This is a genomic window from Bradyrhizobium sp. LjRoot220 (assembly GCF_964252915.1).
Lineage (GTDB): Bacteria > Pseudomonadota > Alphaproteobacteria > Rhizobiales > Xanthobacteraceae > Bradyrhizobium.
The window spans coordinates 431,750-450,526 of the sequence record NZ_CAXUPS020000003.1; the positions used below are offsets into that span (position 1 = coordinate 431,750).

Below are 18,777 nucleotides of genomic sequence, written 5' to 3' on the forward strand. Positions count from 1 at the left end.
CGTCAAGTTCCTGGGGAAACACTGGTGCCGGATATCACATGGGAAGTTAAGGCGCTAAGGTGCCGTCAACAACCCCGAGAGGCAGCCTAAAGCGGGCGTCGAGGACCGATGAATCAGCGATTTGATACCATTCTAAAATCCGGCACCGTGGTCAATCAGGACGGCGAGGGCGTCCGCGACATCGGCATTTCCAACGGCCGGATCGCCGCGATCGGCGGGCTCGGGCAGGCCTCCGCCGCCGAGACGATCGACTGCAAAGGCCTGCACATCCTGCCCGGCGTGATCGACACCCAGGTGCATTTCCGCGAACCGGGCCTGACCCAGAAGGAAGATCTGGAAACGGGATCGCGCAGCGCCGTGATGGGCGGGGTCACTGCGGTGTTCGAAATGCCGAACACCGATCCGCTGACGGTCACCGGGGCGGCCTTCACCGACAAGATCAAGCGCGCGCATCACCGTATGCATTGCGATTTTTCGTTCTTCATCGGCGGTACCCGCGACAACGTCGCCGATCTGCCGGAACTGGAGCGCGCGCCGGGCTGCGCCGGCGTCAAGGTGTTCATCGGCTCCTCCACCGGTGCGCTGTTGGTCGAGGACGACGAAAGCCTGCGGCGGATTTTTGCGGTGATCAAGCGTCGCGCCGCGTTCCATGCCGAGGACGAATACCGCCTCAATGAGCGCAAGTCGCTGCGCATCGAGGGCGATCCGCGCTCGCACCCGGTGTGGCGCGACGAGACCGCGGCGCTGATGGCGACGCAGCGGCTGGTGAATATCGCGCGCGAGGCGGGAAAACGGATTCACGTGCTGCATATCTCGACCAAGCAGGAGATCGACTATCTGCGCGACCACAAGGACGTCGCGTCCTGCGAGGCGACGCCGCATCACCTGACGCTGGTGGCGCCCGAATGCTACGAGCGGCTCGGCACGTTGGCGCAGATGAACCCGCCGGTGCGCTCGGTCGATCACCGCGACCGGATCTGGTACGGCATCGAGCAGGGCATCATCGACGTGCTCGGTTCCGACCACGCGCCGCATACGCTGGAGGAGAAGGCAAAAACCTATCCGGCCTCGCCCTCGGGCATGACCGGGGTGCAGACGCTGGTGCCAGTGATGCTCGACCACGTCAACGCCGGTCGCTTGTCGCTGGCGCGTTTCGTCGATCTCTCCAGCGCCGGCCCCGCGCGGCTCTACAACATCGCGACCAAGGGCCGCATCGCCGCCGGCTATGATGCGGACTTCACGATCGTCGATCTCAAGCGCTCTGAGACCATCACCAACAAATGGGTGGCGTCGAAGGCGGGCTGGACGCCCTATGACGGCATGCGCGTGACCGGCTGGCCCGTCGGCACCTTCGTGCGCGGCAAGCGCGTGATGTGGCAGGGCGAATTGACGACGCCATCGACCGGCGAGCCGGTGCGGTTTTTGGAGACGCTGAGGAGGTGAGCGATGTTCGGGTGAGGGAAAGTGTCGCCTCAACCACACTTGTCGTCACCCGGCTTGACCGGGTGATCCAGTACGCCGCGTCTTATCAATTCAATCGCTGACGTCTCTGGAATACTGGGTCGCCCGGTCAAGCCGGGCGATGACAGCGGAGCGTGCTGAAGGACTACTGCTTCGCCAGCGACAACGAAAACTCGCCGTTGCGCACGCGGGCGGGGAGGCCTTCGACGAATTTCGCCACTGCATCCTCGCCATAGGTCGAGACCAGTTCGGCCAGCGCCGTGAACAGGCTCGCCTGCGCCAGGCAGTCGCCGTCGACACCGTCGTGGCGCGCCTCGGCCCAGGCTTCATGGAGGTAGCTGAGGGCCGCCTGCTTCTGTTCGTGGTCGGGCAGCGGATCGCGGTGAAGCGAATAGGATGCAGGATGGCTCATGAAACTCGACGGACGTTGCGCGCGTTCCCCCGCGGAGCGCATCTGATCGCCAAGCTGTAGCATGCGGCGCAGGGCCTGCTAGGCACATCTTTAAGAAAGGTTAACGGGCGCCCCGGCATTTGAATCGGTCGCGGGTTCCGCGAAAAACATCAGGAAATGTGATCGAGGATTGCCTGCGGCGTGGCGCAGACATGCCGCGCGCCGGCTCCGATCAATTCGTCCCTGGTGCCATAGCCGTAGAGCACGCCGATTCCCGGCATGCCGTTATTTCCGGCACCGATCATGTCGTGGCTGCGATCGCCGATCATCAGCGTCTTGGACGGATCAACGGAAGCTATCTTCAGCGCATACGCCAGCAGATCAGATTTATCGACGCGTGTGCCGTCGAGTTCGGAGCCGAACACATGCTCGAAATGATGGCGCAGCCCGAAATGTTCGACGATGCGAGTCGCGAACACATGCGGCTTGCTGGTGGCGACGAACAGCCGCCGGCCGGACTGGCCGAGCGTGGTCAGCACCTCATCGATCCCGTCATACACGGCGTTCTCAAACAGGCCGATATCGGAAAACCGCTCGCGATACAGCGACACCGCGCGGTCGGCATGATGCTCAGCGCCGAGCAGCCTGACAAAACTGGCGCGCAGCGGCGGACCGATGCACCAGGTCAGTTCGTCCTCAGTCGGGATGGTGTGATGCTCGAGCCTCGTGAGCGCATACTGGATCGAGCGCGTGATGCCGGGCTTGGGGTCCGTCAGCGTGCCGTCGAGGTCGAAGTAAACAGCGTCGACGGGCATGTCAGTTCGCATAGCGCGCGGTGAGGTCGCGCGAGATCTTGGAGCCTTCCTCGATGTAGCGGCGGATCGCGATCGAGGCGGCGGGCGTGCAGGTCCGGTAGGTCTGCTGAAAGCCGTTATAGCCGCGGTTGAAGCTGGCGATCATCCGGGCGCGGCGCTCGCCGGAAGGCGTTTCCGCGTCGGCCAGCGCCTGCATCTCGTTGCGCCATTTCGCGCCTTCATTGCTGCCGCAGATGCCGCGCAGATAGTGCAGCGTGCCGAGGATCTCGGCCAGCCGCTGCAAATCGCGGTCGAACGGCGCGGCGCCATCCTGGGCCCGTGCGGGCGTCAGATGGCAGGCCGAGATGACGATGAGGAGGGCGAGAAAGCGCTTGCGCATTTGGGGGTCCAGAACCCGCCCGATATGCCCCCTCAATGCGCAGGAAGCAAGGCGCCCATACCCTGGCATTCGGGCCTAAACCAGCTTCCGTGCCGCTGATATGACCTCCAGAAGGCCGTCGGTGTGCTTGAGATCGCCGAGCGCGTCGGGGTCGAACCACCCAAAATCGTCGTGCTCGTCGTTCAGGACCGGCTCCCGGGCGATCCAGCGCGCCGCGAACGACAGGATCAGATAATGCCCGCCGCCGCCGGTTCCAGGCAACACCTCGCGCCAGCCGGCCAGCGCCAAAATCTCGATGCGCAAGCCGGTCTCTTCGTCGACCTCGCGATGCAGCGCCGTATGCAGCGATTCGCCGAATTCGACCCGGCCGCCGGGAAACGAGTAAGAACCCTTGCCCGGCGACCGCGCGCGGCGGACCAGCAGCACCTTGCCGTCGCGAAAGATCGCGCCGCTGACGGCGAGTTGGGGGCGGGCGGGTATGGCAGCGGAATCCAAGGCGTGATCCGGAAAAGCGGTGACGGTTCGGGTGGATCATGCCCGAACGATGCCCGGAGGTCTAATGCCGATGCAGCGGACCGGTAGCCCGGATGAGCGAGGCGACATCCGGGGTTGTTGTTGCCGCGATCCCGCATATCGCTTCGCTCATGCGGGCTACCTGCTAATGCGATACCAGATGCGGCTAGTTCGACATGATGGTTTCGATGTCGGCCTCGGTGCCGCCGTTGATGATGCCGCCGGCCAGCGCCACCAACGGCTTGACCCAGCCGGTGGCCTGTTCGGCGAGCGTGGCGCGGGTCTTGTCCTGGCGGGCTTCGCGCATCGCCAGGCCCACCGCGGTCAGAATCGAGGTCATGCTGTTGGCGATGTTGTCAAACTCGGCGCGAATCCTGGGGTCGGCCAATTCGTAGGCCTCGATCGCGAGATCGCGGGCCTTGAAATTGGAAGCCCAGAAATGCTCGGCGTAGGACAGCGGACTCCAGGTCAGAAAATCCTCGGCGCATTCCGGCATGTCCGGAACCATCTCGAGCAGCATGATGGCTTCGTTGAAATGATTCAGATAGTCGGTGGCAAGTCCGGTGCGGGGGTTGATGTTGGCGGCGCGCAGCACGGCGGCGCGGGCCTCATCGATGTGGCCCGTGCGTGGCGGTGTCGGGCGATCGGGTCGCGCTTCTGTGGCGGCCGGCAAGCTCATCTGTTCCAGTGTTAACACTTGGGGTTAAAAGGGATTAAACGGATACCCATCTGGGTTGGATTATGTGCGGACGTTTCGTAATTACCTCGCCGCCGGCGGCACTTAGGCAGATTTTCGGCTATATCGAACAGCCCAATTTTCCGCCGCGGTACAATATTGCTCCGACGCAACCGATTCCGGTGGTGATGCTGGAAAACGGCGGCCGGCACTTCCGGTTGATGCGCTGGGGCCTGCTGCCGGCATGGGTCAAGGACCCGCGCAACTTCGCGTTGCTGATCAACGCCCGTTCCGAGACGGTGCGCGACAAGCCGGCGTTCAAGAATGCGATCAAACGCCGGCGCTGCCTGATCCCGGCCGACGGCTATTACGAATGGCAGGATTCGAGTGGCCGCAAACGGCCGTTCTTCATCCACCGCCGCGATGGCAAGCCGGTCGGCTTTGCCGCATTGGCCGAAACCTGGATGGGGCCGAACGGCGAGGAGATGGACACCGTTGCGATCGTCACCGCGCCGGCGAGCCGCGATCTGGCGGCTCTGCATCACCGTGTGCCCGTGACGATCGCGCCCGATGAATTCGAACGCTGGCTGGACGGCCGCGCCCACGATGCCGACGACGTCATGACGTTGTTGACCGGCCCCGCGGAAGGCGAATTCGCATGGCACGAGATTTCGACACGCGTCAATCGCGTCGCCAATGATGACGCACAATTGTTGCTGCCGATCACGGAAGAGGAGCGGGTGGCGGAGGAGCCGAAGCCGAAGAAGGTCGCGCGCAAGGCGGTGTCATCGGCGGAGGATGAAGGGCAGGGAAGTTTGTTTTGAGTCGTCGTCCCGGCCAAGCGAAGCGCGAGCCGGGATCCATACGCCGTGCCCTATCGGCGAGAGCAAGGTCTGGAGACCTTCAAAAACAACGAATGCCGCGGAGTATGGGTCCCGGCGCAAGGCCGGGACGACAGTGAGCCCGGGACGACAGCTTACCTGAAAATATGCAGCGCCGCGTATTGCAGCAGCATGATGGTCTTGGCGTCTGCGATGCGGCCGTCGGCGATCATTGCGAGTGCGGAATCGATCGGCAATTCCAGCACCTCGATGTCCTCGCCCTCGTCGGCGATGCCGCCGCCGCTGCCGATCCGCATTGAGGCTTCATACTCGGCGACAAAAAAGTGCAGCTTCTCCGTCACCGCGCCCGGGCTCATGAAGGCCTCGAACACCTTCCTGACGTCGTGGAGGCGATAGCCGGTTTCCTCTTCGGCCTCGGCGCGGATTCGCTCCTCCGGCGACACATTGTCGAGCATGCCGGCGGCAGCTTCGATCAGGAGATCGTCATGGCCGTTGACGTAGGCCGGCAAGCGGAACTGCCGTACCAGCACCACGGTGCGCAAGGCAAGATTATACGGTAGCAACGCTGCGGCATTGCCGCGGTCATAGACTTCGCGGGTTTGCGTTTGCCATTCGCCGTTGCCGCGGCGGTAGTCGAACGTGATGCTCTTCAACAGGTAACGGGCGTTGGAGAGGACGCGCTCGTCCTTGACCCGGACGCGGTCGGAGATGGTCATGGCGTTCCCTCATCAAGGCGTAGGTTCGCGGCCGTCGAGCCATTTGGCGAAGACGACGGTCTGCGCTTCGGCATAGCCGATCGACTGGTAGAATGCGCCTGCGTGGGCGTTTTCGCGCCGGACCATTAATTGCACCTTGGCCATGCCGGCCGCGCGCAGCCAATCCTCGGCCGCGTTCATGATGACGCGGCCGTAGCCGAGGTTGCGACGCTCCGGATCGGTGGCGACGTAATAGACCCAGCCGCGATGGCCGTCATGGCCGGTCATGGCGGTCGCCACGATGGCGCCGCCGTCGCGGCCGATCAGCACGGTTGAATTCGGCTCACGCCGCGCCAGCGCGATGTCAGACGCGGGATCGTTCCACGGCCGCGTCAACCCGCAGGCCTGCCACAGCGCGATGACGGCGGGAATGTCGGCGTCCGCGATCGGCGCGATGGCGAGGGACGGAAGCGGCGCTGCGGCGTTCACAGCACCTTGCCGGGGTTCATGATGCCGAGCGGATCCAGCATCGCCTTGACGCCGCGCATCAGTTCGATCGCGACGTTGTCCTTGACGTGGGGCAGTTCGTCGCGCTTGAGCACGCCGATGCCGTGCTCGGCGGAAATCGATCCGCCCATCCGCAGCACGATCGCGAACACCACTTCGTTGACCTCGTGCCAGCGCGCCAGGAAGTCCGCGGTATTGCCGCCGACCGGCTGGCTGACGTTGTAATGGATATTGCCGTCGCCGAGATGGCCGAACGGCACCGGCCGCGAACCCGGAATCAACTTCACCACGGCCGCGTTGGCCTCCTCGATGAAAGCGGGTACGGCAGCGACCGGCACGGAGATATCATGCTTGATCGAGCCGCCTTCCGGCTTCTGCGCCGCCGACATCTCGTCGCGCAGCTTCCAGAACGCCGAGCGCTGGCTGAGATTGGCCGCGATCACCGCGTCATCGACGATGCCTTCTTCCATGCCCTTGGCGAGGATCGCTTCCAGCGCATCGCGGGCGTCGTCGCGCGAGGACGACAGCTCCATCAGCACATACCAGGGGTACTTGTCTTGGAGCGGATCGCGGATGTCGATGCCGTGGCGGATGCTGAAATCGACCGCGATATCGGCCAGCAACTCAAAACTCGTGAGGCTGCCGGCCGCCTCGTTCTGCGCGATCGACAGCAGTTTCAGCGCCTGCGCCGGCGATTGCAGGCCGACATAGGCGGTCTCGATCGCGCGCGGCTTCGGAAACAGCTTTAATGTCGCCGCCGTGATGATGCCGAGCGTGCCTTCGGCGCCGATGAAGAGATTGCGCAGATCGTAGCCGGTGTTGTCCTTCTTCAGCTTCGACAACGAGTTCAGGATCCGCCCGTCGGCCAGCACCACTTCCAGCCCGAGCGCCATCTCGCGCGCCACACCATAGGCGAGCGCGGCGGTGCCGCCGGCGTTGGTGGAGAGATTGCCGCCGATGGTGCAGCTGCCTTCGGCACCGAGCGACAGGGGAAACAGCCGGTCGACGTCGCGGGCGCGGGCTTGCGCGATCTGCAGCACCACGCCGGCCTCGCAGGTCATGGTGTTGGACGCCGCATCGACCTCGCGGATTTTATCCAGCCGCCGCAGCGAAACGACGACTTCACCATTATGTGGCGTCTGGCCGCCGACCAGCCCGGTATTGCCGCCCTGCGGCACCAGCGCGATTTTGTGCGCGCTGGCGAGCTTGCAGATCTCGGAAACTTCGGCGGTCGATCCCGGCCGCAACACCAGCGGAGATTTTCCGTGAAACAGATCGCGTTCCTCGGTGACATAGGGCGCGATATCGGCAGCATCGGTCACCGCATATTTCTCGCCGACGATCGCGCGGAATTTCGCGATCAGTTCGGGCGGAAGCAGCGGCACGGCAGGCTGGACGATATTCATGGCCTTGTCTTTCATTCCCGTCCAATTCACTCCCGCCCAACCGCGGCGCGGCGCAGCCGGTCATTGATGGCTTCGCCCAATCCATCGTTGGGAATGGGCATCACGGCGATCGTACGCGCCGCCTTGCTGTCGAGCGCGCGAAGATGGCCGAACAGATTGGCGGCGGCCTCGCTGAGATCGCCGCGTATGGACAGATTCATCACCGCGGCGGCCGCGTCAATTCCCGAAACTGCATCGCTGCCGAACGCCAGCAGCGCTTCGCCGGGTTCGATCCTGATTGCACCGAGCCGCACGCGCGTGCTCGGAGCATAGTGCGACGCGAGCATGCCCGGCGCCAACGGCTGGGCGTTGTCGCTCGCGGCATCCGCAGGCGGCTGCTTCAGCGCACGGCCCAGCACGCGCTCGATGTCGGCGCGGGGCAGGCCGCCCGGGCGCAACAACATCGGTTCGTCAAAGATGCCGACAATGGTCGATTCGACGCCGACCGCGACCGCGCCGCCATCGACGATCAGGTCGATCCGCCCCTCCAGATCGCTTTGCACGTGCGCGGCTGTCGTCGGCGAGACGTGCCCCGACAGATTGGCCGAGGGCGCCACGACCGGGCGGCCGAACACGCGCAGGATGCCACGCGCCACAGGATGCGCCGGGATCCGGATCGCGACGGTGTCGAGGCCGGCGGTGGCGAGGTCGGCGACCGTGCAATGGTCCGTTTTCGGCAGCACCAGCGTCAGCGGCCCCGGCCAGAATGCCTCAGCGAGCCGCAAGGCAGCGGCGTCAAAGCGGCCGATTTCGCGCGCCGCGGCGAGATCGCCGACATGGGCGATCAGCGGATTGAAGGCCGGCCGGCCCTTGGCCTGATAGAGCCGGGCGATCGCGGCCGCATTGGTGGCATCGGCGCCCAGCCCATAAACAGTCTCGGTCGGGAACGCGACCAGCCCCCCTTCGCGCAGGGAATCAGCGGCCGCGGCCACCGCGGCCTCATTGGCAGGCAAAACCAGTGTTTTCAGGCTTGTATTCACAGGGATTAATTCCTCAAATCGGCGCCTTGCGGTGACCGAAACCGACAGCTATAAGCCGCGTTCTTAGTCGGAGTGTGGCTCAGCCCGGTAGAGCACTGCGTTCGGGACGCAGGGGTCGCAGGTTCGAATCCTGCCACTCCGACCATCATATCAATGGCTTGCGCGATCCTCTCGCGGCCTCTTATTGACCAAAAATCCCGGTTTTGCACGCAAAATGCGCGCAGCGCTTTCGCAGGCCGCGCGAGGTCGCTGGTCATGCGCCCGATATGCATGAGACGACAGACTACGGTTATTGGCAGGTCGAGTGCGCGTTCATCCGAGCTGGAATCATCGCATTCCGTGGTGGCGATTCGATCCCGGGGTCCTTGCTCGCGGCGGTTCGAGAACGACCTGCTTGAGATCGCTGTTGCCGCTGACGACGATGATGACGAAATTGAGTTTGCCGTTGTCGGTCATCAGGCCGCCGCCAATGGCCTTTCCCGACGTTGCCCGCTCTGCGATCACCACCGCATCCGAGAGTTCCTGCCGGACGCTCCTCAGCGCCACGACGTTGTTTCTGTCGTCTGAATTGAGGTCCTTCAGGCGTGATGCTGTTTCGGTGCCGATGGTGTTCCCGGTTTTTGCATCGATGGCATGTTCCCAAAGACGATTGTCCCGAACTGTCTTGACGCGATAAACCGGGGAGCCGGACGCGCCGTCGAAGCTGATATCCGCGGTCCTCGAACCGACGTGCAGCTTTTCAGCGATCCCCATCGCCTGGCGCAGCGATAGCTGTGCCGCACGGAATGCCTCGAGCTCGCGGTTGACCGCCTCCTGCTGAACGCGCTCGTCCTCTGTGCCTTGCTCCTGCATGGCGGTCTGCATGGCCGATAATTGGGGTATCGCAAATGGCGGAGCAAGCGCGAGGAGGGAGAGAAGGAGGACCGCAAATCGTTGCTTGTTGGACATCGGCTGCTTTCGTTGTTCGCGCGTGCAGAGTGAAGGTCGGGGCGATTATCGATTGCCGCTGGCGAACTGCGGCCTGGTTGATACGCCGGACATCGGCGCGGGTTCCAAATCATCTGGCGGCGGGGAGATCGACCAGAGACGGTTGCTGCGCGCCCTGTCGTAACCGTACTGGAACAGCGTGCGCATATAGGCGGTGTCGAAGCCGGAGGTCGGCGAAGCCGGCTGATCGCCTTCGATGTAAGTCAAATTGAATCCGAACTTGTTGCGGCGGGCGAAGATATAGGTGCTGTACAGAATCGAGCGGGTCTGGATTTTCGTCATCGTCGATGACGACCGCGCGGCGATTTCGACAGTGGCATTACGAACCAGCTTGAATTCGCGCTCCACCTTGTTGTTGATCAGGATGTAGAGCTGCAGATTGTCGATCCTGCCCGGCTTGGCGTCGTGCAGCAGGTAAGCCTCCGGCAGCGTCAGGACGGGCGCGGTCACGCCGCCATCGACGTGCATCTCCTCGAAACGCTTGCCGTTGGCTTCGGCGGTTACCAGCATCGGCGGAAACACCACCGGCAGGCTGGCCGACGCGGCGACGACGTCGCGGAACAGGTTTAGTGCTGCGGGCGTGCGCAGCGAGGCGATGCGTCCCATGTCCCAGATCGCGGTGCGCTGTGAATCCAGATTGGTGGTGACGACGAGCAGCCGCCGCCCCCTGGCGTGTTCGGCTGCGACCGCCGCCACGAAGTCGGTATCGATATATTTGGCCACCAATTCGCGCAGCCGGGCGTTGCCGAACAGGCCCGCCCCGAAGATGGCATTGAACGGGTTCGGTGCGTCGAGAAGGCTCTCGGCGATGCCGCTGGTGTAGAGTTCGCGCAAGGTCGCGTCATGGCTGGGACCGAGGAACGCGAATGGTGCGATGAGCGCGCCGGTGCTGACCCCCGACACGATCGAGAACGATGGACGCCTGCCGGTCTCGGTCCAGCCGATCAGCACGCCGGCGCCATAGGCGCCGTCGGCTCCGCCGCCCGATAGCGCAAGGTAGGTGCGGGGTCCGCGCAGCGCGACTTGTGCGGGATATTGCTGGAACGTGGAAGCGGGCTCGTCGGCGTAGCGGCGCAAATCCGTGAGATCGAGGACCCGCGCGGAGGATGCATCCACCATGGCATAGGGCGTCCTCGGCAGCGACGAACATCCGGCGGTGAGAAGGCTGAGCGCTGAAACCATGGCCAAGGCTACGGATGTCCGAAGACGGATGCAGTTCATGTTATTTCCGGATTGGAAGTGGGCGCTCAGGAGCAACTCGCCGCGCAACGGGGCTCGCTTCGCCATTGGGCTCCGCAGAATGCGGCGACCATTCGCCCGGTCAGGCGCCTGCTGGACTGCCGCGGATTGGAATCGCCCGGTTCAAACCGGTCTCGCCGGTCCGGGCTGAGCCAGATTGCTTCGCACACTTCCGGAAGTACTGTCGGAAACAGGGCCGTTTTGACGCCATAAGACACATTTGGGTTGATCAAGTGAGTAATCACTTACTAAAATTGACTGACTCGAAAGTCAATAGCGAATCGTGGGCAGTCGGATACTCTGAATGGATGAGCGGCGAGATGAAGTTGAAAGAACGGGCCCGCCGGAAAGCGGAACGACCGGCCGAGATCCTCGATGCGGCCTTCGAGGAATTCGTCAAGAACGGCTATGCGGCGACACGGCTGGAGGATGTCGCCGCCCGCGCATCCGTGACCAAGGGGACGATCTATTTCTATTTCGAGACCAAGGAGCGTGTCTTCCACGAGATGATCCGCCACAAGTCCGAGGCGTTCTTCCCCGAACTGGAAGGCTACGCCCGCAAACTGCAGGGGTCTCACAGCGCGCGCCTCCGCTCGCTGATCGTCTTCGTCTATCGGAAGATCGCCGAGGACAGGGCGTCGCGCGAGACCCTGCGTTTCCTGATCGCCGAAGGCTCCCGTTTCCCTGATCTGGTGGACCGGCATCATGACGAGTTTGTGCAGCCGGTCATCGATCAATTCCGGAAGGTGATCGAAGCCGGTGTCGCTGCCGGTGAATTTCGCGGGTCGCCGGCCAGCACGTTCACCGAACTCGTGATGAGCCCGGCCCTGCTGCTGAGCCTGTGGTCGATGCTGTTTGGCACCCGCAAGCAGATCGACGTCGCGGTCTTTACCGAAGCCAGCATCGATCTGCTGATGCGGGGGCTCGAAATGTCAGCTTCAGGCCGGGAGACATGATGCGAGGTTGTCGAACGACGAGCCCCTGAGGGACATCCCGGATCGCGACCGACTCCATTGACGTCATCGACGGGAGACACGACATATCCCGCACCGTCGATCCAGATCACCGCCCGGGAGCCAAAATGGACGCGCCGCCGAATATCGATCCCGTCGCAGCGTATTCTGACGGCGACGTCGTGCAGTGGCTGACAAACGGCACGCGCGATCAGCGCTTCATCGACAATATTTTCGGTGAGCTTTGTGTTCGGCTCCAGCAAGCCGGCATTCCCGTCAAACGCGCGTCGCTTCATATCCTGATCCACCATCCGCAATGGCTTGGCGCCCGGATCATGTGGGCCGACGGGATGCGCGAGGCCGAAATTTCGCGCGTCGACTACGATGTCCAGGAGCGATCCGAATATATCGGCAGTCCCGCCAACGAAATCCATGATGGTGCCACCGAGGTGCGCGAGAATCTCGAACGCGATCCTGAGCTCGGCCGCAAGCATGCTGTCTATGACGAGATGCGGGCGAAGGGCCTGACCGACTATGTGGCATGGCCGCTGTACCATACGCTCGGCAAGCGGCATCTCGTGACCTTTGCAACCGACCGGCCCGGCGGTTTCGACGACGCGCATATCGCCGCCCTGTCGAAACTGTTGCCGGTGCTGGCGCTGGTCAGCGAAATCCGGGTCAAGAACCGGCTGGCACGAACGCTGCTCGAGACCTATGTCGGCTCGCACGCCGGCGAGCTCATTCTGGCCGGCGCCACTAGGCGCGGCAGCGGGACGACGGTGCGCGCCGCCATCATGATCTGCGACCTGCGTGATTTCACCCGGATTTCCGACAATTGGCCGCGCGATGATGTCATCGATCTTCTGAACGGCTATTTCGACGTGATGTCGGAGCCGATTGCGCGACACGGCGGGGAAATATTGAAGTTCATCGGCGACGGTCTGCTCGCCATTTTTCCGCTCAGCCAGCCCACGGCCTGCGCAAATCTGCTGCATGCCGTGGCTGAAGCCCGTCAGGCCATGACGGCCCTGAATGAAAAGAACAGCGAGACCGGTCGCGCGCCGCTGAATTACGGGATCGGCGTCCACGTCGGAGACGTCATGTACGGCAACATCGGATCGCGCACCCGGCTCGACTTCACCGTCATCGGTCCGGCGGTCAACATGGCTTCGCGTCTCGAAGCGCTCACCAAGCAGTTGGGCAGAACGGTGCTGCTGTCCCGCGCGTTCGCCGACTTCGTCGAAAGCGATTTCGATCTCGAACGCGTCGGCGAATATCCGGTGCGCGGCTTCAACGACCCGATCGAGCTGTTTGCGTATCACGGCTGAATGCCGATCTCTGCTCGCGCGATCGCTCCTTCGATCTTGACACAAGGCGTCTTCGTTCTCATTGTGTTCTCCCTGCGAGAACATCGTCGAAACGTCAGGGCGAACGGTCGGGATGGCAACGACAGCCACCATCCTCCATGCGGACCTGGATGCTTTCTATGCCTCCGTGGAGCAGCTGCTCGATCCCTCGCTGCGCGGCAAACCCGTTGCCGTCGGTGGCGGCGTTGTGCTTGCCGCTTCCTACGAAGCCAAGGCCTTCGGGGTCCGCGGCGGGATGCCGGGACGGCAAGCGTGCGAACTCTGTCCGCAACTCATCTTTGTCAGCGGGCATTTTAGCGAATACCAACGGCTGGGCGATGCCACCATCAAGGTGATCGGCGATTTCACACCGCTCGTCGAACGGATCTCCATCGACGAGGCCTTTGCTGACGTCGCGGGCTGCACCCATCTGTTCGGTCCGCCCGCCGAAATTGCCATGGCAATTCGCCAGCGCGTGCGCGCGGAGCTCGGCCTTCCGATCTCGGTCGGTGTCGCGCGCACCAAGCATCTGGCGAAAGTTGCTTCGCAAGTGGCCAAACCCGACGGGCTCGTGGTTGTCGATCCCGACACCGAGCTGGGATTTCTTCACCAGCTGCCGGTTGAATTGATGTGGGGTGTGGGCCCGTCCACGCGGACGCGGCTTGCCGAGATCGGCGTGCTGACGATCGGGCAACTGGCAAAGACACCGGGATACTCGCTCGAGCAGGTGCTTGGCTCCGCGGCAGGGGCGAAACTCGCGGCACTGGCGTGGAATCGCGATCCACGGGAAATCAAGACTCACCGCCGGGCTCGATCGGCCGGAGCGCAATCGGCGTTTGGCAGGAAACCTGCCGAAGAGCGAATTTATCGGCCTACTCTGCTTCACCTTGCTGACCGAATTGGCAGCCGGCTCCGGGCCAAGTCGAGGCCCGGGCGGACCGTGACGGTCCGCGTTCGCTTCGCCGACCTGAATTCTGTCACTCGCTCGGTTACGCTCGACGCACCCATCTCCGCGACCATGATCCTTGCCGAGGTCGCGGAGGATCTGGTGCGCGCGCTGCTGGCGGATCACCCTCATGAGAAAACCATCTCGCTGCTGGCGATTTCCGTGTCGCATCTCGAGGAGCATTGGGATGTCGAGCTGGAGCTCCCGCTTGGACTTGGCGATGAAGCACGCCGCCCCGGCACCAAAAGAGGCATGGCACGCTGGGCGGCCGATCATGCCGTCGACAAAATCCGCGATCGCTTCGGATGGGATGCCATCGGCTACGGATCGGTGGCATCGAGCGTCTCTGCTTCCGTTCCCGACGCGTTTCGCAAACTCGCCGAAAAGGAGCTGTGACCGTCACCCTCAATACGCCGAGCGTGGAAGACGCAGCCAGTAACCGTCCAGCGGCAGAACGGATTTGCCGCGCGCCTTACGGCCCGGTTCGCGCTTTCCAGCTCTTGCCTGATTTCGGATCGTAGCGCCCGCCACCGAGATGCCCATGATTTGCAGCAGGAGCGGCCGTGACGTCCGCTTGGTCCGGCCCGCACAGGCCGGCAACGCCCATTCGGCGAGGCAGGAACTCCGAGTAGCGCCGTCCGCCAGTGCCCCATATAACCCTTGTTGCTTCGGCAAGGAGGTGAGCGTTGCGCGAGCGTTATCAAGGTCAGTCCCTGAACCGGTTGGAGGACCATCGCTTCCTCACCGGGCGCGGGACCTATGTCGCCAATGATCACGTGCCCGGCGTGTTGCACGCCCATGTGGTCCGCTCGCCTCATGCATTCGCGCGCATCGTCCGGCTCGATCTGGAGGCGACGCGCGGGCTCCCCGGCGTGGTCGCCGTCCTTTCCGAGGCCGACCTCGCGGCCGATGGGATCGGCGAGTTGCCCTGCGTTACCGTGATCGATGCGATCGAGCCGATCATCGAGCCGCCGCGCCCCGCGCTGGCCCGGGATTTCGTCCGGCATGTCGGCGATCCCGTGGTCCTCATTGTCGCCGAATCGCTGGAGGCGGCGGTGGCGGCCGGCGAAGCGGTCGACATCGCCTATGAGCCCAAGCCCTGCGTCACCGTGGCGACCGCGGCTTTGGCGCCGGATGCGCCGCAGCTGTGGAAGGAAGCGCCAGGTAATTCTGCGTTCCTGTTCAGGAAGGGCGACGCGGCGGCCGTTGCCGCGGCGATGGCCCAGGCCGCGCATGTCGTCGAATGCGACCTCGTCAACAACCGCGTGGTGGCGGCTCCCCTGGAGACCCGCGCCGCGATCGGCTTCCATGATCGCAAGACCGATCAATTTGTCCTGTCGTTGACCGGCCAGGCCGTCCACGGCATTCGCCATGTACTGGCCGGCTCCGTCTTCAAGATTCCGCTCGAACGCCTGCGCGTGGTGGTGCCGGATGTGGGCGGCGGTTTCGGGGTGAAGAACTACGTCTATCCCGAATATGCGCTGGTGCTGTGGGCGGCAAGAAAGCTCGGCCGCCCGATGCGCTGGGTCTGCGAACGATCAGAGGATTTCGTCAGCTCCGCGCACGGCCGCGATTTGGTTGCGCGCTCGCGGCTCGCCCTCGACAAGGACGGCCGGTTTCTCGCGCTCGAAGTCAAGGCGGTTGCCAACATGGGCGCTTATCTTTCAACCATGGGCCCGGTCAGTTCGACCAATGCGGCCGCCAGCGCGATCGGCGGCGTCTATGACATCCCCTGTGTGTTTTACGAGGTGCGCGGCGCCTTCACCAACACGCCGCCGATCGACGCCTATCGCGGCGCCGGCAAGCCCGAAGCCAATTATCTGATCGAGCGGCTGGTGAACCTTGCATCGCTCAAGTCAGGCATCGATGCCGTCAAGCTGCGCCGCCGCAACATCGTAAGCCGCTTTCCGCATCGCACCGCGATGGGCATGAATATCGACGGCGGCCGCTTCAAGGCCAATCTGGACGACGCGATCGCGCTCGCCGATCGCGACGGCTTTCGCAAGCGGCGCAAGCAATCGGGCAAAGCCGGCCGGCTGCGCGGCCTCGGCATTGCCTGCTTCCTCGAAACGTCCCGCGGCGTGCCAAGCGAGATGGCGCGGGCCGCGTTCGAGGCCGACGGCACGGTCTCGCTGGCGGTCGGCACCCAGTCCAACGGCCAAGGCCATGAGACCGCCTATACGCAGGTCGCGGCGGACTTGCTGGGATTGCCGATCGATGCATTCCGCTTCCACCAGGGCGACACGGACTTTCTGCCCGGCGGCAACGGCCATGGCGGCGCGCGTTCGATGCATATGGGCGGCACCGCGCTTGTGATGGCGATCGAGAAGTTGATCGAGAAAGGCCGGCTGATTTCAGCACATCTGCTGCAGGCCCCGGCCGATCAGGTGGCATTCGCCGATGGCCGCTTTGTCGTGCAGGACACCGAGCGCGCCATCGAGATTGGCAAGGTGGCCGAGGCCGCGAGGGATCCCGCCAATCTCCCGGAGGGAATGCCGCCGGGGCTCGAGGGAAGCGCGACCAACAGTTCCGAACTCTACAATTTTCCGAACGGGTGCCATGTCGCGGAAGTCGAGATCGATCCCGATACCGGCATCGTGCGGCTCGACCGCTACACCATCGTGGATGATTTCGGCCGCCTCATCAATCCGCGCGTGGCGCTCAGCCAGGTGCATGGCGGCGTTGTTCAGGGTATCGGACAGGCGTTGCTGGAGCACGTCGTGTTCGACCCGGAGGGCCAGTTGCTCAGTGGCTCCTTTATGGACTACACGCTGCCGCGCGCGCGGGACCTGCCGAATTTCGCCGGCGGCCTCGATCAATCGGCGCCGACCAAATCGAACCCGCTCGGCGTAAAGGGAACCGGCCAAGCCGGCAGCATCGCCGCGCCGCAAACCATCATGAACGCGGTGCTCGATGCCTTGTCGCCGCTCGGCATTGAGGAACTGGATATGCCGGCGACGCCGTATCTGGTGTGGAGCGCGATTCAGAAAGCCCGAGTATCGGAACGGATCTCGAAATGAGCGAAGCCGCCTACATCGCCGTCGATTGGGGCACCAGCAGCTTTCGGCTGTGGCTGATCGATCGCGCCGACGGCGTGCTGGCGGAACGCCGGAGCGACGAAGGCATGATGGCGGCGGCCAGGATCGGCTTTGCCACCGTGCTGCAATCGCATCTGGATGCCGCCGGCGCCGCCGACCATCTGCCTGTCGTCATCTGCGGCATGGCGGGCGCGCGTCAGGGCTGGGTTGAAGCGGGATACATCGATACACCCGCAGATCTCACATCCATTCTGAAGCATGCTGTCCCGGTTCCAAAACAGTCCCGCGACATCCGCATCCTGCCGGGCATCGCGCAGCGCGACCCCAGGGCGCCGGACGTGATGCGCGGCGAGGAAACCCAGTTGCTCGGTGCGCTCGGCGTAGATGGTGGCGCACTGGTCTGCATGCCGGGCACCCATTCGAAGTGGGCAAGCGTGCGCGGTGGGACTGTCGAACGCTTCACCACGTTCATGACCGGCGAACTCTTCAGCGCCATATCGCGCGAGACGATATTATCGCTGGCCGTGGCGAATGCGGATGAAGCTGTGGATTCCGAAGCCTTCCAATCGGCCGTGACAGCCGCTTTTGAAGCGCCCGCATCGGCAGCGAACCTGCTGTTTCAGGTGCGCTCGGGCCAGCTTCTATATGGCGGCAGTCCCGCCTCGGCCCGCGAGAAAATATCGGGAACTCTGATCGGCCTCGAACTGGCGGCGGGGCTGGCCGGTGATCGACCGAGCGGCATCACGCTCGTTGCTTCGGGCAGGCTCGGGAAGATGTATCAATTGGCCTTTGACACGCTTTCCGTTGCGGTCCATTGCATCGATTCCGACGATGCGGTCCGCCGCGGCCTGGCCAGTGCCGCCAGCACCATCTGGACATTGTAGAAAGATCAGACGCATGAAACCTGTGCCATTTCCGCCGATGAAGCGCCCGCTGGTCGCGATCCTGCGCGGCGTGAAGCCTGAGGAGGCGGAGGGCATCGTCGACGCCTTGATCGAAAGCGGCATGACCGCGATCGAGATCCCGCTCAACTCACCCGATCCGTTCCGCTCCATCGAGCTCGCGGTGAAGCAAGCCTCTGCCGAAATCCTGATCGGCGCGGGCACCGTGCTGACGCCAGAAGATGTCGAGCGGCTGCATGATGTCGGTGGCCGGCTCATGGTGTCCCCGAATGTCGAGCCGGATGTCATTGCCAGCGCCTGGGACCGCGGCATGGTCACGATGCCCGGCGTCTTTACGGCAACGGAGGCGTTGCTTGCGGCCAGGGCCGGGGCTTCCGCGCTGAAATTTTTCCCGGCGGGTATCCTTGGTGCATCGGGAATAACAGCGATCCGCGCCGTTCTTCCCGCGGATCTGATGATCGCCGCCGTGGGCGGCATCTCCGACAAGAATTTTGTCGAATATACCAAGGCCGGCATTCACGCGTTCGGTCTCGGCACCAGCCTTTACAAGCCGGGCATGACCGCGGCCGAGGTTGCTGAGCGCGCCAAGGCAACGATCCGCGCGTACGACGCGGCCATGCTGGATTCGAAATAGTTCAGCAGAAAACTCCGTCTGCAAGATC

The 18,777-nt window shown here is 63.7% G+C and carries 19 protein-coding genes and 1 tRNA gene; 9 read left to right on the top strand and 11 right to left on the bottom strand.

Annotated features, from left to right (window positions below; all coding sequences use genetic code 11):
* Window positions 1–108 precede the first annotated feature (108 nt).
* Window positions 109–1,443 carry a dihydroorotase gene (locus tag ACSQ84_RS16165; RefSeq protein WP_436212678.1) on the top strand — a complete coding sequence of 445 codons (1,335 nt, stop codon included), beginning with the start codon at window positions 109–111 and terminating at the stop codon, window positions 1,441–1,443.
* 163 nt (window positions 1,444–1,606) lie between these two features.
* Here ACSQ84_RS16165 and ACSQ84_RS16170 read toward each other — a convergent pair whose 3' ends face one another.
* The 5 genes from ACSQ84_RS16170 to ACSQ84_RS16190 all read right to left on the bottom strand — a co-directional run bounded on the left by ACSQ84_RS16170 (window position 1,607) and on the right by ACSQ84_RS16190 (window position 4,238).
* Entirely contained in the window at window positions 1,607–1,873 is a 267-nt protein-coding gene (locus ACSQ84_RS16170) for a hypothetical protein (protein ID WP_436212679.1), read from the bottom strand.
* A gap of 149 nt (window positions 1,874–2,022) precedes the next feature.
* The gene (locus ACSQ84_RS16175; protein ID WP_436212680.1) at window positions 2,023–2,667 is read right to left on the bottom strand and encodes an HAD family hydrolase; all 645 of its coding nucleotides are present in this window, start codon (window positions 2,665–2,667) and stop codon (window positions 2,023–2,025) included.
* A 1-nt stretch (window position 2,668) separates the two neighbouring features.
* Window positions 2,669–3,046 (bottom strand): TIGR02301 family protein, encoded by a 378-nt coding sequence (locus ACSQ84_RS16180; RefSeq protein WP_436212681.1) that lies wholly within the window; start codon window positions 3,044–3,046, stop codon window positions 2,669–2,671.
* A gap of 75 nt (window positions 3,047–3,121) precedes the next feature.
* Window positions 3,122–3,541: an NUDIX hydrolase gene (locus ACSQ84_RS16185; RefSeq protein WP_436212682.1), complete on the bottom strand. Its 420-nt coding sequence runs from the start codon at window positions 3,539–3,541 to the stop codon at window positions 3,122–3,124.
* Window positions 3,542–3,725: 184 nt separating this feature from the next.
* Window positions 3,726–4,238 carry a hypothetical protein gene (locus tag ACSQ84_RS16190; protein WP_436212683.1) on the bottom strand — a complete coding sequence of 171 codons (513 nt, stop codon included), beginning with the start codon at window positions 4,236–4,238 and terminating at the stop codon, window positions 3,726–3,728.
* A 62-nt stretch (window positions 4,239–4,300) separates the two neighbouring features.
* On the opposite strand from ACSQ84_RS16190, the gene ACSQ84_RS16195 reads away from it, so the two are divergent.
* Window positions 4,301–5,059, top strand: a complete 759-nt coding sequence (locus ACSQ84_RS16195) for an SOS response-associated peptidase (protein WP_436212684.1) — start codon at window positions 4,301–4,303, stop codon at window positions 5,057–5,059.
* Between the two features lie 152 nt (window positions 5,060–5,211).
* Here the strand turns inward: ACSQ84_RS16195 and ACSQ84_RS16200 are convergent, their stop codons facing one another.
* Genes ACSQ84_RS16200 through ACSQ84_RS16215 form a run of 4 tightly spaced genes read right to left on the bottom strand, consistent with a single transcriptional unit; the run spans window position 5,212 to window position 8,704 of the window.
* On the bottom strand, window positions 5,212–5,793 hold the full coding sequence (locus tag ACSQ84_RS16200; protein ID WP_436212685.1) for a GDP-mannose pyrophosphatase: 582 nt from the start codon (window positions 5,791–5,793) through the stop codon (window positions 5,212–5,214).
* A gap of 12 nt (window positions 5,794–5,805) precedes the next feature.
* Complete coding sequence (locus ACSQ84_RS16205; RefSeq protein WP_436212686.1) at window positions 5,806–6,261, bottom strand: GNAT family acetyltransferase; 456 nt, start codon at window positions 6,259–6,261, stop codon at window positions 5,806–5,808.
* The gene (locus tag ACSQ84_RS16210; RefSeq protein ID WP_436213093.1) at window positions 6,258–7,685 is read right to left on the bottom strand and encodes an FAD-binding oxidoreductase; all 1,428 of its coding nucleotides are present in this window, start codon (window positions 7,683–7,685) and stop codon (window positions 6,258–6,260) included. Before ACSQ84_RS16210 ends, ACSQ84_RS16205 begins: the two co-directional genes overlap by 4 nt.
* Window positions 7,686–7,711: 26 nt before the next feature.
* The gene (locus ACSQ84_RS16215) at window positions 7,712–8,704 is read right to left on the bottom strand and encodes an L-threonylcarbamoyladenylate synthase (protein ID WP_436212687.1); all 993 of its coding nucleotides are present in this window, start codon (window positions 8,702–8,704) and stop codon (window positions 7,712–7,714) included.
* 68 nt (window positions 8,705–8,772) lie between these two features.
* On the opposite strand from ACSQ84_RS16215, the gene ACSQ84_RS16220 reads away from it, so the two are divergent.
* Window positions 8,773–8,849 (top strand) — tRNA-Pro (locus ACSQ84_RS16220).
* A 182-nt stretch (window positions 8,850–9,031) separates the two neighbouring features.
* On the opposite strand, the gene ACSQ84_RS16225 is transcribed toward ACSQ84_RS16220, so the two are convergent.
* Both ACSQ84_RS16225 and ACSQ84_RS16230 read right to left on the bottom strand, forming a co-directional pair.
* Window positions 9,032–9,652, bottom strand: a complete 621-nt coding sequence (locus ACSQ84_RS16225) for a PepSY domain-containing protein (RefSeq protein ID WP_436212688.1) — start codon at window positions 9,650–9,652, stop codon at window positions 9,032–9,034.
* 45 nt (window positions 9,653–9,697) lie between these two features.
* Window positions 9,698–10,873, bottom strand: a complete 1,176-nt coding sequence (locus ACSQ84_RS16230; protein WP_436213094.1) for a patatin-like phospholipase family protein — start codon at window positions 10,871–10,873, stop codon at window positions 9,698–9,700.
* 377 nt (window positions 10,874–11,250) lie between these two features.
* On the opposite strand from ACSQ84_RS16230, the gene ACSQ84_RS16235 reads away from it, so the two are divergent.
* From ACSQ84_RS16235 to ACSQ84_RS16260, 6 genes are all read left to right on the top strand, one after another.
* A complete protein-coding gene (locus tag ACSQ84_RS16235; protein ID WP_436212689.1) occupies window positions 11,251–11,886 on the top strand; it encodes a TetR/AcrR family transcriptional regulator in 636 nt (211 codons plus the stop codon).
* A gap of 125 nt (window positions 11,887–12,011) precedes the next feature.
* Window positions 12,012–13,211 carry an adenylate/guanylate cyclase domain-containing protein gene (locus tag ACSQ84_RS16240; protein ID WP_436212690.1) on the top strand — a complete coding sequence of 400 codons (1,200 nt, stop codon included), beginning with the start codon at window positions 12,012–12,014 and terminating at the stop codon, window positions 13,209–13,211.
* A gap of 112 nt (window positions 13,212–13,323) precedes the next feature.
* Window positions 13,324–14,571 carry a DNA polymerase IV gene (gene dinB, locus ACSQ84_RS16245; protein ID WP_436212691.1) on the top strand — a complete coding sequence of 416 codons (1,248 nt, stop codon included), beginning with the start codon at window positions 13,324–13,326 and terminating at the stop codon, window positions 14,569–14,571.
* Window positions 14,572–14,861: 290 nt separating this feature from the next.
* Window positions 14,862–17,195, top strand: coding sequence for a xanthine dehydrogenase family protein molybdopterin-binding subunit (locus tag ACSQ84_RS16250; protein WP_436212692.1), 2,334 nt, complete (start codon window positions 14,862–14,864; stop codon window positions 17,193–17,195).
* Complete coding sequence (locus ACSQ84_RS16255; protein WP_436212693.1) at window positions 17,192–18,097, top strand: 2-dehydro-3-deoxygalactonokinase; 906 nt, start codon at window positions 17,192–17,194, stop codon at window positions 18,095–18,097. Before ACSQ84_RS16250 ends, ACSQ84_RS16255 begins: the two co-directional genes overlap by 4 nt.
* 13 nt (window positions 18,098–18,110) lie before the next feature.
* Window positions 18,111–18,749, top strand: coding sequence for a 2-dehydro-3-deoxy-6-phosphogalactonate aldolase (locus ACSQ84_RS16260; protein WP_436212694.1), 639 nt, complete (start codon window positions 18,111–18,113; stop codon window positions 18,747–18,749).
* The last annotated feature ends 28 nt before the right edge of the window (window positions 18,750–18,777 follow it).

What these genes read in the sequence shown, in the direction of transcription:
- ACSQ84_RS16165 (WP_436212678.1), top strand. Translation starts at nt 109, where the DNA reads ATGAATCAGCGATTTGATACCATTCTAAAATCCGGCACCGTGGTCAAT.
- ACSQ84_RS16170 (WP_436212679.1), bottom strand. Translation starts at nt 1,873, where the DNA reads ATGAGCCATCCTGCATCCTATTCGCTTCACCGCGATCCGCTGCCCGAC.
- ACSQ84_RS16175 (WP_436212680.1), bottom strand. Translation starts at nt 2,667, where the DNA reads ATGCCCGTCGACGCTGTTTACTTCGACCTCGACGGCACGCTGACGGAC.
- ACSQ84_RS16180 (WP_436212681.1), bottom strand. Translation starts at nt 3,046, where the DNA reads ATGCGCAAGCGCTTTCTCGCCCTCCTCATCGTCATCTCGGCCTGCCAT.
- ACSQ84_RS16190 (WP_436212683.1), bottom strand. Translation starts at nt 4,238, where the DNA reads ATGAGCTTGCCGGCCGCCACAGAAGCGCGACCCGATCGCCCGACACCG.
- ACSQ84_RS16195 (WP_436212684.1), top strand. Translation starts at nt 4,301, where the DNA reads ATGTGCGGACGTTTCGTAATTACCTCGCCGCCGGCGGCACTTAGGCAG.
- ACSQ84_RS16200 (WP_436212685.1), bottom strand. Translation starts at nt 5,793, where the DNA reads ATGACCATCTCCGACCGCGTCCGGGTCAAGGACGAGCGCGTCCTCTCC.
- ACSQ84_RS16210 (WP_436213093.1), bottom strand. Translation starts at nt 7,685, where the DNA reads ATGAATATCGTCCAGCCTGCCGTGCCGCTGCTTCCGCCCGAACTGATC.
- ACSQ84_RS16225 (WP_436212688.1), bottom strand. Translation starts at nt 9,652, where the DNA reads ATGTCCAACAAGCAACGATTTGCGGTCCTCCTTCTCTCCCTCCTCGCG.
- ACSQ84_RS16230 (WP_436213094.1), bottom strand. Translation starts at nt 10,873, where the DNA reads ATGGTTTCAGCGCTCAGCCTTCTCACCGCCGGATGTTCGTCGCTGCCG.
- ACSQ84_RS16235 (WP_436212689.1), top strand. Translation starts at nt 11,251, where the DNA reads ATGAAGTTGAAAGAACGGGCCCGCCGGAAAGCGGAACGACCGGCCGAG.
- ACSQ84_RS16240 (WP_436212690.1), top strand. Translation starts at nt 12,012, where the DNA reads ATGGACGCGCCGCCGAATATCGATCCCGTCGCAGCGTATTCTGACGGC.
- dinB (WP_436212691.1), top strand. Translation starts at nt 13,324, where the DNA reads ATGGCAACGACAGCCACCATCCTCCATGCGGACCTGGATGCTTTCTAT.
- ACSQ84_RS16255 (WP_436212693.1), top strand. Translation starts at nt 17,192, where the DNA reads ATGAGCGAAGCCGCCTACATCGCCGTCGATTGGGGCACCAGCAGCTTT.
- ACSQ84_RS16260 (WP_436212694.1), top strand. Translation starts at nt 18,111, where the DNA reads ATGAAACCTGTGCCATTTCCGCCGATGAAGCGCCCGCTGGTCGCGATC.